The sequence below is a fragment of the Citrobacter sp. GW821-FHT07H02 genome (assembly GCF_059418505.1).
Map to the genome: position 1 here is coordinate 612,458 of NZ_JBWKPZ010000001.1, position 12,335 is coordinate 624,792.

Consider the following 12,335-nt stretch of genomic DNA (forward strand, 5'->3'; position numbering starts at 1 on the left):
GAGGATTAGAAGCTGGCGTTACGCGGTGTACGCGGGAACGGAATCACATCACGGACGTTTTGCACGCCAGTGACATACGCGATCAGACGTTCGAAGCCCAGACCGAAACCGGAGTGCGGAACAGTACCGTAGCGACGCAGATCGCGATACCACCAGTAATCTTCTTTGTTCAGCCCCATTTCTGCCATACGCGCATCCAGCACATCAAGACGCTCTTCACGCTGAGAACCGCCAATAATTTCGCCAATACCCGGCGCTAACACGTCCATTGCAGCCACGGTTTTACCGTCTTCGTTAAGGCGCATGTAGAACGCCTTAATGTCTTTCGGGTAGTTTTTAACGACCACAGGGGCTTTAAAGTGTTCTTCAGCAAGGTAACGCTCATGCTCGGAAGACAGGTCCACACCCCAGAACACCGGGTTTTCAAATTTCTTACCGCAGTTTTCCAGAATGGTCACCGCATCGGTGTAATCAACCTGAGCAAAATCAGCTTCGATGAAACGTTCCAGACGGGAAACGGCGTCTTTGTCGACGCGTTCGGCGAAGAACTTCATGTCATCTGCACGTTCTTCCAGTACGGCCTTAAAGGCGTACTTCAACATCGCTTCCGCCAGACCCGCAACATCGTTCAGGTTTGCAAACGCCACTTCCGGCTCCAGCATCCAGAACTCCGCCAGATGACGGCTGGTGTTGGAGTTTTCTGCACGGAAAGTCGGTCCAAAGGTATAGATTTTGGACAGCGCGCAGGCGTAGGTTTCACCGTTCAACTGACCAGAAACGGTCAGGAACGCTTCTTTACCAAAGAAGTCTTTGTCGAAGTCGACTTTACCTTGATCATTACGCGGCAAGTTTTCCAGATCCAGCGTAGAAACGCGGAACATTTCACCCGCGCCTTCCGTATCGGAAGCGGTGATCAGCGGCGTGGATACCCAAAAGAAACCCTGCTCGTGGAAAAAGCGATGCAGCGCTTGCGCCAGGGTATGACGTACACGCGCTACCGCACCAATCATGTTAGTACGCGGACGCATATGCGCGACTTCACGCAGGTATTCAATGCTGTGACGTTTTGCCGCCATCGGATAGGTGTCTGGATCTTCAACCCAACCGGTCACTTCGACTTTGGTGGCCTGGATTTCAAAACTTTGTCCCTGACCTGGCGACGCAACGACATGGCCCGTTACAACCACCGAGCAACCGGTCGTCAGACGTAAAACGTCTTCATTGTAATTGGGCAGAGAATTATTGATGACAGCCTGTACAGGATCAAAGCAGGAACCGTCATAAACGGCGAGGAAGGAGATGCCAGCTTTTGAATCTCGGCGGGTACGTACCCATCCGCGCACGGTGACTTCGCTGTCAACGGCTACACGGCCCTGGAGTACGTCGGCAACAGGCGCAACGCTCATAATATTCTCTCTGTTAATAGTCGGAAAAAATAAACACTTGTCCACCCTGATTGGGGGGATACCTATGTTACCTGGCATCTGCAATCAGACAAGCAGAATTCACAGGCAAAGTGAAAGATTTCGGAAATAAACAATAAATAAAGGGAGCCAAAACGGCTCCCTGGGGTGATTAACTGGCTTTTTTGATATGCGGAAGGTCGAACGCTTTACGCAGTGCGCGCACAAACGCTTTGTCATGACAGATGGTTTTACCCGGGCTATCTGACAATTTGGCGACGGGTTTACCGTTGCATTCCACCAGCTTAATGACAATATTCAGCGGCTTCACCTGCGGTAAGTCGCAACTCAGGCGCGTGCCAATGCCAAAACTGAGCTGCACGCGTGGTGCGAAGTGGCGATAAAGATCGACCGCTTTTTTCAGATCAAGATTGTCTGAGAAAACCAGCGTTTTGGTTAACGGGTCAATGCCCAGCTTTTCATAATGCGCGATCGCCTTTTCGCCCCACTCAACGGGATCGCCAGAGTCGTGGCGCAGCCCTTGATAACGGGTCGCAAACTCCATACCAAAATCGCGCAAAAACGCGTCCATGGTGATGCAGTCGGTGAGTGCGATGCCGAGCTGGTCAGGATATTCATTCAGCCAGGCGGCAAGAGCCGCACGCTGACTGGTCGCCAGGTCCGGGCTAATTTGCTGGTGCGCCTGGAACCACTCATGCGCCTGCGTGCCCATCGGGGTGAGGGACAACCGGCGAGCGAGGTCGTAGTTACTGGTACCGACAAACCACGGTTCCCGCTGAAGGCGTTCAACAATCGCCTGCTGCACCTCGCGTGAGAAACGGCGGCGAGTGCCAAAATCCATCAGGTGGAAGCGGGACATATCGAGATCGGCCGTTAAAGCAGAGAAATCGACTAGCTTACTTTCCAGCGCATCAAGCGCCTGCGCCACGCCCGCTTCTGGCGTACGATACCGGTGCACCAATTCACTGATCACCGCCAACAGCGGGACTTCCCACATGATGACTTCACGCCACGGGCCGGTTAAGCGGATATTCAGCTTACCGTTATCATTCGTGACGCTCACCTGCTCGGGGTTGTAGCGGAATTCCCGTAACCAGTTAAGGTAATCGGCAGTAAAGAAGGGCAGGTTGGAGAGCCATGTAAACTCGTCCTCCTGAAGTTGCAGGTGCTGCATCGCATCCACCTGCTCGCGAATTGCATCTGCATAAATACCCAGCAGGTCGTCGCCGCGGCAACGAAACTCCGCCGCTACGTGAACATCGTAGTAGCGGTGAAAAACGGCTTGCTGCATATGCAACTTATAAGCATCTGTATCCAGCAGCGAGTGCAGAACAGGAGAAGCGAATTGTGTCATAGGTGCGCAGTAGCATCCTCTCACGGGAGCGTTTAGTACAATAAACAACTAAGAAAACCGCTGGAGTATACCTTGTTTAGCGATTTATTGAACCCCGATCACAACATAAGCGCTCTTTGGGGTCGAGTACATTTCGTGCCTCGTGTTATAAAAATGTAGCAAAAAGGGTGTTTGTGACTGAAAAGATGAACATTCTGCGTAGCGTGATTTACACAACAGGAATAGACTGGAGTCGAGACTCTACAGAAGATGCTAAAGGTTTTTTTATGACACAACAGCCACAAGCCAAATACCGTCACGACTATCGTGCGCCGGATTACCAGATTACTGATATTGATTTGACCTTTGACCTGGATGCTGAAAAAACCGTGGTCACTGCCGTGAGCCAGGCTGTTCGTCATGGCGCGTCGGATGCCTCACTTCGCCTCGACGGCGAAGACCTGACGCTGGTGTCAATCCACGTGAATGATCAGCCGTGGACAGCGTATAAAGAAGAAGAGGGCGCGCTGATCCTCAGCGACTTACCAGAGCGTTTTACCCTGCGCATTGTTAATGAAATCAGCCCCGCGGCGAATACCGCGCTGGAAGGGTTATACCAGTCCGGTGATGCGTTATGTACGCAGTGTGAGGCAGAAGGCTTCCGCCATATTACCTGGTATCTCGACCGTCCGGACGTACTGGCGCGTTTTACCACCAAAATTATTGCTGATAAAAGCAAATATCCGTTCCTGCTCTCCAACGGCAACCGTGTTGCGCAGGGCGAGCTGGAAAACGGGCGTCACTGGGTACAGTGGCAAGATCCCTTCCCGAAACCTTGCTATCTCTTTGCGCTGGTCGCCGGTGATTTCGACGTCCTGAGCGATACTTTCACTACTCGTTCCGGGCGGAAAGTGGCGCTGGAGTTGTACGTTGATCGCGGCAATCTGGATCGCGCGCCGTGGGCGATGACGTCGCTGAAAAATTCCATGAAGTGGGATGAAGAGCGCTTTGGTCTCGAATATGACCTCGACATCTATATGATTGTCGCCGTCGACTTCTTCAATATGGGCGCGATGGAGAATAAAGGACTTAACATCTTTAACTCCAAATACGTGCTGGCACGTACCGATACCGCCACCGATAAAGATTACCTCGACATTGAGCGCGTCATCGGACACGAATATTTCCACAACTGGACCGGTAACCGCGTGACCTGCCGCGACTGGTTCCAGTTGAGTCTGAAAGAGGGATTAACGGTGTTCCGCGATCAGGAGTTCAGCTCCGATCTCGGCTCCCGTGCGGTTAATCGCATCAGTAATGTGCGCACAATGCGCGGTTTGCAGTTTGCTGAAGATGCCAGCCCGATGGCGCATCCTATCCGCCCGGATAGTGTCATCGAGATGAACAACTTCTACACCCTGACCGTTTACGAGAAGGGATCAGAAGTCATTCGTATGATCCATACCCTGCTGGGTGAAGCGAATTTCCAGAAAGGGATGCAGCTTTACTTTGAACGCCACGATGGCAGCGCGGCGACCTGCGATGATTTCGTGCAGGCGATGGAAGATGCGTCAAACGTCGATCTCTCTCATTTCCGTCGCTGGTACAGCCAGTCCGGTACACCGGTGGTCACCGTAAAAGACGACTACAACCCGGAAACCGAGCAATACACCCTGACCATCAGTCAGCGTACGCCTGCAACGCCGGATCAGGCAGAGAAGAAACCGCTGCATATTCCGTTTGCTATCGAACTGTATGATAACAAAGGTAAAGTGATTCCGTTGCAGAAGGGCGGTCATCCGGTCAATGCGGTGCTCAATGTGACGCAATCTGAACAGACGTTTGTCTTCGATAACGTCTACTTCCAGCCTGTACCCGCGCTGCTCTGCGAGTTTTCCGCGCCGGTGAAGCTGGAGTACAAATGGAGCGATCAGCAGCTGACCTTCCTGATGCGTCACGCGCGTAATGATTTCTCCCGCTGGGATGCGGCGCAAAGCCTGCTGGCGACGTATATCAAGCTGAACGTTGCGCGTCATCAGCAGGGGCAACCGCTCTCTCTGCCGGTCCATGTCGCTGACGCCTTCCGCGCGGTACTTCTGGACGAGAAGATTGATCCCGCGCTGGCGGCTGAGATCCTGACGCTGCCTTCAGCCAATGAAATGGCCGAACTGTTTGAGGTCATCGATCCGGTAGCGATCGCCGCCGTGCGCGAAGCATTAACCCGCACGCTGGCGACGGAACTGGCCGATGAGTTCCTGGCGGTTTATAACGCTAACCACCTTGATGAGTACCGGGTTGAGCATGCCGATATCGGTAAACGTACGCTGCGCAACGCCTGTCTGCGTTTCCTGGCCTTTGGTGAAACCGAACTCGCAAATACATTAGTGAGCCGACAGTACCAGAAAGCCAACAACATGACCGACGCGCTGGCGGCACTTTCTGCGGCGGTGGCGGCGCAACTGCCGTGTCGCGACGCCCTGATGCAAGAGTACGACGATAAGTGGCATCAGGATGGGCTGGTGATGGATAAATGGTTCATCCTGCAATCCACAAGCCCGGCCGACAACGTGCTGGAGACGGTACGTGGTCTGCTGAAACACCGCTCCTTCACCCTGAGCAACCCGAACCGTATTCGTTCACTGATTGGCGCGTTTGCTGGCAGCAACCCGGCAGCGTTCCACGCCGAAGACGGTAGCGGTTATCAGTTCCTGGTTGAAATGCTGACCGAGCTCAACAGCCGTAACCCGCAGGTAGCTTCACGGTTGATCGAACCGCTGATCCGACTGAAACGTTATGACGCCAAACGTCAGGCGAAGATGCGTGCGGCACTGGAACAGTTAAAAGGTCTGGAGAATCTCTCCGGCGATTTGTTCGAGAAAATCAGTAAGGCGTTAGCCTGATAAAAATCCCGGTGGCGTAAGTGCCACCGGGCTTTTATCACTCAGAGATTACTTCTCTATCTGTGCTCTGGACAGCACGTTCCCTTCCCATCCTTTTTGCGCGTAGTCATTCAGGTGATCGATTCGTTTCACCGGTTCACCGGCAGCAAAGTTAATCTCCTGCATTTTGATCCACACCTGACCGGCAGCAAACGTCGATTTGAAGTGGTATTCCCCGTGGCTTAAATCAGAAAGGGTCGTCCAGTAAGTGCCGATGCCTTTGTTTTGATCCGGACGTTTGCTGTATTTCGCATACATATCAGTGACTTTTTTCTCACCCGGACCTGAAGGATAGCCGATAGGGTAAGCCACGTTGTTAATCGCGGATAAGACAAAACCCTGGGCCTGATTTTTGTTGTCGGGCTGTGGCACATTTTTCAGGTTAAAGCTGGCGCGCACCAGACGTTCGTCCGCTTCAAGCCCTCCGGGGATCTCACTACGTTTGGCATGCTGATATTTCGCCAGATTACGTAGCTGCGCGTCGTAGGCAGGGGGGTTGGTCATCACCTGATAGGCTTTATTGTGGTAAACGTGTAGGGTGCCATTGTCGATCTCAATAATGGCAGAGTCACCGCTGACGTCTTCAATGGCGATATGTTTGGTGTCGGATGCGTAATCAATGGGCATTTTTGCCGCGACCAGACGCACATTCTGCTGAAGTCCTTTAACCGCGTCATCAACCGTCGCGTAGTTGTCCAGAATGTAGCTCAGCCAGGCACGACTTTCTAACACCGGTTTATCCTGATTATCTTTTTGCGCCTGGCTGCCATTTGAGTAATACAGCGTATGCCCCGCCAACCCTTTTTCATTCATACCATCCATTGGAAAGACACCGTCAGCGTAGATGGCCACGCTGCCATAGCGCGTCACCCAGTGGGCGCTATCTTTAGCATCACCGCCGTTATGTGCAATCCCGCGCGGGGTGATCACCAGAGACGGGTCTACCGGGCCAAAAAAATCGAGATTACGCGCGCTGACCATATAGCCGGGATACATGTTCATAAACAGTCGGGTGCAGGCGTCTGCGCTTGCGCTCACCCCTAACGTAATGGATGCACCGAGTGTCAGTGCGGCGAGTGCAGTCAATTGATTTTTCATTGTGTTTTCCCTTGTTGTTCTAAGACGAGGTCAGTGTAGGGAACAAAACAGATCGCACAGAGTCAGTGACTGTGGGAAAATCCCCCAGAGTTTATTGGGGGATGAACATGAAACCGATCCGCTTTACGCTTGCGCAAATTGACGCGTTTGCCTGTGTCTGTGAAAGCGGCACGCTGACCGCTGCGGCGAAAAAACTGAAAAAAGATCGCACCACCGTGAGTGAGTTGGTGGATTATCTTGAGCTGGATTTGGGCTACTCACTTTTTAATCGCACCACCCGACCGTTAACACTGACGGCAGAAGGACAGTTGCTCTATCGACAGGCGCGGCTGTTTTTACAGGAGGCGCAGTCATTTGGTCAGATAGCCGGGCAAATTCCTCAGCAGATAAATACCCAACTCACGTTGTGCTACGACGCGTTCACGCCACGGCGTTTCTTGTTGCGCTTGGCTGATGCGTTGAAAAAACAACACATTCATTTGGATCTGCTGTTAACCGGGCGTGAACGTGCAGAGCAGATGATTGAGTCAGGGGCGGCTGATATGGGGATCTTTCAGGCGATTAATCGTCCTATCAATGCCCGTTTTCAATGGCGGTCAATAGGCGCAATAACGCTGGCACTCTACGCTAAGGAGGGTTTTTTCCCCACTTCTCCGGTCTCTTTACTCAGCCTTGCATCCTCAGTGCAACTCATTCCTTTTGCCGGATTACCTGAGCATATGGCGCAGCGCCTGCAAATTGCCGATCGCATTCAGCGGGTTAATGAACTGGAAATGCTGCAATTATTATTGGCGCAGGGGTTTGGCTGGGCATTATTACCGACGCATCTGGGGGCTGAGAGTTGGCCTGGGATCAGCCAAATTGATGCGGAATTTGGCAATACCGGTCTGACGCATCCGCTGGTGGCGCTGTGGGATCCGGGACAAAAAAATCAACCTGCCATTCTGCAATCACTCTCATTAATGCCGGCGATATTCAGGGAGAATGAAGAACCGTTGTCGTGAAGGCAGGGCAGTGTATTCTGCCCTGCGATGTCACCGTTAGCCGTGTTGTAACTGACGAACTGGCCACGTGTTGTGTCCCCGTTGCATCACCCGGTTTAACACTTCGGCTTCCAGCTCTGCTAAACGCACTGAACCCCGTCGGCGCGGGCGCGGGATATCCACGGTCAGATCCAGACCGATTTTCCCGTCCTCAATCAGCAGCACGCGGTCGGCCATGGCAACCGCTTCACTGACGTCATGCGTAACCAGCAGCACGGTAAAGCCATGCGCCTGCCACAGCGAGACGATTAAATCCTGCATCTCCAGACGGGTTAAGGCATCCAGTGCGCCAAGCGGCTCATCCAACAGCAACAGGCCGGGTCGATGGATTAAGGCGCGTGCCAGCGCCACCCGCTGCTTCTGCCCTCCGGAGAGCGCGGCGGGCCATTCGGTGGCACGATTTTCCAGGCCGACTGCCGCCAGCGCCTTGCGAGCAGCGTCATGCCAGTAGCCTTTCAGCCCCAGCCCGACATTGTCGATAACGGACTTCCACGGGAGCAGCCGCGCATCCTGAAACATCATTCGTGTATCGTCCTGGATTTCTGCCAGCGGGGTGGTTCCGGCGAGCAGTTCGCCTGCCGTCGGTGTTTCCAGTCCGGCCAGCAGCCGCAGCAGGGTGCTTTTACCCCCGCCGCTACGCCCGACGACGGCGACAAACTGGCCTGCCGGAATATGCAGATCCAATTGATTGAGCACGGTATTACTGGCGTAGCGCCTGGTGACCGCATTGAGCAGCAGCGGTGTGCCCTGATTCAGACGTGCGGTATTCATACGGTTGCCTCCTTCACGTAATAGGCCGGGTTCCAGCGTAGCCAGATGCGCTCAAGCCACTGTGCGCTAACATCGGCGAGTTTACCGAGCAGGGCATAGAGAATAATGGCGACCACGACCACATCCGTTTGCAGAAATTCGCGGGCATTCATCGCCAGGTAGCCAATCCCGGAGTTAGCCGAAATCGTTTCGGCCACAATTAACGTCAGCCACATCAGCCCAAGCGCAAAACGTACGCCAACCATAATCGAGGGGAGGGCGCCGGGCAGGATCACGTGGATAAACAGCGGGAAACCCGACAGGCCGTAACTGCGTGCCATCTCCACTAATCCACGATCGATATTGCGGATCCCGTGCCAGGTGTTGATATACAAAGGAAACAGTGTCCCCAGCGCGACCAGAAAGATCTTCGCGGACTCATCAATACCGAACCACAGGATAACCAGTGGGATCAGCGCCAGATGCGGCACGTTACGCAGCATCTGAATTGAGGTATCGAGCAGACGTTCCCCCCAGCGTGAAAGACCGCTGATAAGCCCCAGTGTCAGGCCAATCGATCCGCCGATCGAGAAGCCGATCAGCGCACGCCAGGAGCTAATAGCCAAATGCTGCCACAGCTCACCACTGACGGAGAGTGTCCAGAACGCTTCAACCACGCCTTCCGGTGAAGGGAATAGGCGACCGGAGAGCCAGCCAATTGAAGATGCAAGCTGCCAGAGTGCAACGATGCCCACCGGTAAAAACCAGGGGGCAACGCGCAGTAACCCTTTGTGTGTTCGCGTTGCCATCAATGTATTCCTTAACGTTGCGCGACGTTACGCGGGATAAATTCGTTCGCCACCGCTTCGCCCTGCTGAAGCAGTGGCTGCGGTTGCGGAATTTCCGGTATCGCGATATCAAGATGCGGGAACAGCAGTTCACCCACTTTGTACGCCTCTTCGAGATGCGGATAACCGGAGAGGACAAAGCTGTCGATACCGAGCGCCGCATACTCATTAATGCGTGCTGCCACCGTTGGGCCATCGCCTACCAGCGCGGTTCCCGCACCGCCACGCACCAGCCCGACGCCTGCCCACAGATTTGGGCTGATCTCAAGCTTGTCCCGCTTGCCGTTATGCAGCGCCGCCATACGATGCTGACCGACGGAGTCGGTTCTGGCGAAAGCCGCCTGCGCTTTGGCAATGGTGTCATCATCCAGATGCGCAATCAGCCGATCTGCGGCCTGCCAGGCTTCTTCATTGGTTTCGCGAACAATCACATGCAAACGAATGCCAAAACGGATCTTGCGCCCGCGCGCAGCGGCTTTGGCGCGTACCTGTTCGATCTTCTCTCTCACCAGCGCCGGCGGTTCGCCCCAGGTGAGATAAAGATCAACCTGTTCGGCGGCCAGATCCTGCGCCACGTCGGAAGAGCCGCCAAAGTAGAGGGGAGGGTGCGGCTGCTGTATCGGCGGGAAGAACAGTTTTGCCCCGCGAACGTGAATATGTTTGCCGTGAAAATCGACGGTTTCGCCCTGCAATAACCGCCGCCAGACCTGAGTAAATTCAGAAGAAGCGGCATAGCGTTCGCTGTGATCGAGGAAAACGCCGTCGCCTGCCAACTCTTGTGGATCGCTGCCGGTGACCAGATTAAAGAGCGCGCGACCGTTGGAGAGCCTGTCGAGCGTCGCGGCCTGGCGCGCGGCGACCGTGGGTGACGTCACGCTGGGGCGCAACGCCACGAGGAACTTAAGCCGTTGCGTTACCGGGATCATTGACGCTGCAACCAGCCACGCATCTTCGCAGGAGCGTCCGGTGGGGATCAGCACGCCGGTAAAGCCCAGGCGGTCTGCGGTTTGTGCGATTTGTTGCAGATAACCGTGAGTGACCGGGCGCGAACCTTCTTCTGTTCCCAGATAGTGCCCGTCACCGTGTGTAGGTAAAAACCAGAACATATTCAAACTCATAATTTTTCTCCTTCCTGCGAAGTGGCGTGCCAGATGCGGTCGCGAATATCGATTTTTTTCGGTACCAGGCGGTTGTCGTAAAACAGATCGGCGGTTTGTTGCTGCAGCGCGGCAACCGTGGCGTCAACCGGCGCGATTGTGGTCGGTGGGCGATGATCCAGATAGCTGGCGATCACCGGCGCGGGCAATCCCATCGTTTTGGCAAGCAGCGCAATACTTTGTTCGCGTTGGCTAAGCGTCAGCGCATCGGCCTGACTGAAGGTGTTGAGCACGCCCTGAATAAAGGCGCCATTTTTTTCAGCATACGGGCGCGCCGCCAGATAGAACGAACCGGTTTGTTTTAAGTCAGAGCCGTCCTTCAGTACGCGCACGCCGCCTTGCAGAAGTGCTGCTGAATAGTAGGGATCCCAGATAGCCCAGGCATCGACGTTACCCTGCTGGAAGGCCGCACGGGCGTCCGCCGGGGTCAGAAAAGTCGGTTGAATATCGGTAAATTTTAACCCGGCCTGCTGCAAAGCCCGGAGCAGCAGGTTATGTGAACTGGAACCTTTCTGGAAAGCGACCTTGCGCCCTTTTAAATCCGCCACGCTTTTAATGGGACTATTTTCAGGTACCAGAATCACTTCTGCCTTCGGTTTAGGCGGTTCGACGCCGACATACACCAGGTCCGCCCCGGCGGCCTGCGCGAAGATCGGTGGTATGTCGCCAGTGCTGCCCAGATCGATACTGCCGACATTCAGCGCTTCAAGCATCTGCGGCCCCGCCGGGAATTCTACCCAGGAGATTTTCGTTTGCGGATAGCGCGTTTCCAGAAGTTGGTGGCTTTTTGCCAGCACCATACTGATGCTGCCTTTCTGATAACCGATACGCAGCGTCTCGGGCGTGGAGGTCGCTGCGTGAGACAGGGCTGAAAGTGACAGTAAACCGGTCAGCGCCAGCCAGGGTGAATGACGTTTGAAGAGATTAAGCATGGGCGATCCCCTGTGATGGGTGAAAATCAGGAACCTGTACATCCCGACGATGCAGCGCCTGCCAGAACGTCTCGAGCGCGGTGTCCAGGCGCAGTTGTAGGTTCGGGGTGAAGTGCGGTTTATGCTGATAATCAATAACCTGAGAGTCATCAGCAAACACGCCATGCAGAATTTCCTGCGCTTTAAGCGCGCTTAATACCGGCTTGAGCGCATAGTCAACGGCCAGTAAATGCGCGACGGTGCCGCCGGTGGCGAGAGGCAACACCACTTTCCCGTCGAGCGCTCGCTCAGGCAGCAGGTCAAGCAACGTTTTTAACGCCCCGGAATAGGCCGCTTTATAAACGGGCGTGGCGACAATCAGCCCATCGGCCTCTTTTAACTGGGCAACCAGGGTTTTCAGCGCGGGGCCGTCGAATCGCGCATATAAAAGATCTTCAGGCGCAAAGTTGTGGAGGTTCCAGTGGCATACCTCGACATCCAGAGCACTGAGTTTTTCACGGGCATATTCCAGTAACGCACTGGAACGTGAGGGAAAACGCGGACTTCCCGCCAGAGTGATGATGCGCATATTCTCAATCTCTCCTTATAACCAATTAGTTGCTTTTTACTAACATTGATAACAATTTGTGCAGTCTGACAGAGAGATTTTGTGAATCGAAATGATTTATCCGGCAGAGAAAATCTGAAAAACGCATAATTGCGCGGGGGAGGAAGAAAACGATTGCGTGGACATCGTCATTTATTGCCGCAGGTCAATTCCCTTTTGGTTCAACATCGCACATAATACGCCCCCGGTTTGCACACCGGGAAT

General features: G+C 54.2%; 10 protein-coding genes. 2 read left to right on the forward strand and 8 right to left on the reverse strand.

Annotated features, from left to right (window positions below):
- Window positions 1-5: 5 nt before the first annotated feature.
- Together asnS and pncB are read right to left on the reverse strand one after the other, a co-directional pair.
- Entirely contained in the window at window positions 6-1,406 is a 1,401-nt protein-coding gene (gene asnS, locus AC07NP_RS02800; RefSeq protein WP_203358266.1) for an asparagine--tRNA ligase, read from the reverse strand.
- A 169-nt stretch (window positions 1,407-1,575) separates the two neighbouring features.
- The gene (gene pncB, locus AC07NP_RS02805) at window positions 1,576-2,778 is read right to left on the reverse strand and encodes a nicotinate phosphoribosyltransferase (RefSeq protein ID WP_203358265.1); all 1,203 of its coding nucleotides are present in this window, start codon (window positions 2,776-2,778) and stop codon (window positions 1,576-1,578) included.
- Window positions 2,779-3,044: 266 nt separating this feature from the next.
- On the opposite strand from pncB, the gene pepN reads away from it, so the two are divergent.
- On the forward strand, window positions 3,045-5,657 hold the full coding sequence (gene pepN / locus AC07NP_RS02810; RefSeq protein WP_494659504.1) for an aminopeptidase N: 2,613 nt from the start codon (window positions 3,045-3,047) through the stop codon (window positions 5,655-5,657).
- A 48-nt stretch (window positions 5,658-5,705) separates the two neighbouring features.
- Here pepN and AC07NP_RS02815 read toward each other — a convergent pair whose 3' ends face one another.
- Window positions 5,706-6,794, reverse strand: a complete 1,089-nt coding sequence (locus tag AC07NP_RS02815) for a linear amide C-N hydrolase (RefSeq protein WP_494659505.1) — start codon at window positions 6,792-6,794, stop codon at window positions 5,706-5,708.
- A gap of 107 nt (window positions 6,795-6,901) precedes the next feature.
- Between AC07NP_RS02815 and AC07NP_RS02820 the strand changes: the two genes are divergently transcribed.
- The gene (locus AC07NP_RS02820) at window positions 6,902-7,798 is read left to right on the forward strand and encodes a LysR family transcriptional regulator (RefSeq protein WP_494659506.1); all 897 of its coding nucleotides are present in this window, start codon (window positions 6,902-6,904) and stop codon (window positions 7,796-7,798) included.
- A gap of 36 nt (window positions 7,799-7,834) precedes the next feature.
- On the opposite strand, the gene ssuB is transcribed toward AC07NP_RS02820, so the two are convergent.
- From ssuB to ssuE, 5 genes are read right to left on the reverse strand one after another with little or no spacing between them, the layout of a single operon-like run.
- Window positions 7,835-8,608 carry an aliphatic sulfonates ABC transporter ATP-binding protein gene (gene ssuB, locus AC07NP_RS02825; RefSeq protein WP_494659507.1) on the reverse strand — a complete coding sequence of 258 codons (774 nt, stop codon included), beginning with the start codon at window positions 8,606-8,608 and terminating at the stop codon, window positions 7,835-7,837.
- Window positions 8,605-9,396, reverse strand: coding sequence for an aliphatic sulfonate ABC transporter permease SsuC (ssuC, locus tag AC07NP_RS02830; protein WP_494659508.1), 792 nt, complete (start codon window positions 9,394-9,396; stop codon window positions 8,605-8,607). The genes ssuB and ssuC overlap by 4 nt, the downstream gene beginning before the upstream one ends.
- 11 nt (window positions 9,397-9,407) lie before the next feature.
- Entirely contained in the window at window positions 9,408-10,553 is a 1,146-nt protein-coding gene (ssuD, locus tag AC07NP_RS02835) for an FMNH2-dependent alkanesulfonate monooxygenase (RefSeq protein ID WP_494659509.1), read from the reverse strand.
- Window positions 10,550-11,524 (reverse strand): sulfonate ABC transporter substrate-binding protein, encoded by a 975-nt coding sequence (locus AC07NP_RS02840; protein ID WP_494659510.1) that lies wholly within the window; start codon window positions 11,522-11,524, stop codon window positions 10,550-10,552. Before AC07NP_RS02840 ends, ssuD begins: the two co-directional genes overlap by 4 nt.
- A complete protein-coding gene (gene ssuE / locus AC07NP_RS02845; RefSeq protein ID WP_494659511.1) occupies window positions 11,517-12,092 on the reverse strand; it encodes an NADPH-dependent FMN reductase in 576 nt (191 codons plus the stop codon). Before ssuE ends, AC07NP_RS02840 begins: the two co-directional genes overlap by 8 nt.
- Between the last annotated feature and the right edge of the window lie 243 nt (window positions 12,093-12,335).

Bases quoted from the DNA above. Each gene is read 5' to 3' on its own strand.
- asnS (WP_203358266.1), bottom strand. From the start codon at position 1,406: ATGAGCGTTGCGCCTGTTGCCGACGTACTCCAGGGCCGTGTAGCCGTT.
- pncB (WP_203358265.1), bottom strand. From the start codon at position 2,778: ATGACACAATTCGCTTCTCCTGTTCTGCACTCGCTGCTGGATACAGAT.
- pepN (WP_494659504.1), top strand. From the start codon at position 3,045: ATGACACAACAGCCACAAGCCAAATACCGTCACGACTATCGTGCGCCG.
- AC07NP_RS02815 (WP_494659505.1), bottom strand. From the start codon at position 6,794: ATGAAAAATCAATTGACTGCACTCGCCGCACTGACACTCGGTGCATCC.
- AC07NP_RS02820 (WP_494659506.1), top strand. From the start codon at position 6,902: ATGAAACCGATCCGCTTTACGCTTGCGCAAATTGACGCGTTTGCCTGT.
- ssuB (WP_494659507.1), bottom strand. From the start codon at position 8,608: ATGAATACCGCACGTCTGAATCAGGGCACACCGCTGCTGCTCAATGCG.
- ssuC (WP_494659508.1), bottom strand. From the start codon at position 9,396: ATGGCAACGCGAACACACAAAGGGTTACTGCGCGTTGCCCCCTGGTTT.
- ssuD (WP_494659509.1), bottom strand. From the start codon at position 10,553: ATGAGTTTGAATATGTTCTGGTTTTTACCTACACACGGTGACGGGCAC.
- AC07NP_RS02840 (WP_494659510.1), bottom strand. From the start codon at position 11,524: ATGCTTAATCTCTTCAAACGTCATTCACCCTGGCTGGCGCTGACCGGT.
- ssuE (WP_494659511.1), bottom strand. From the start codon at position 12,092: ATGCGCATCATCACTCTGGCGGGAAGTCCGCGTTTTCCCTCACGTTCC.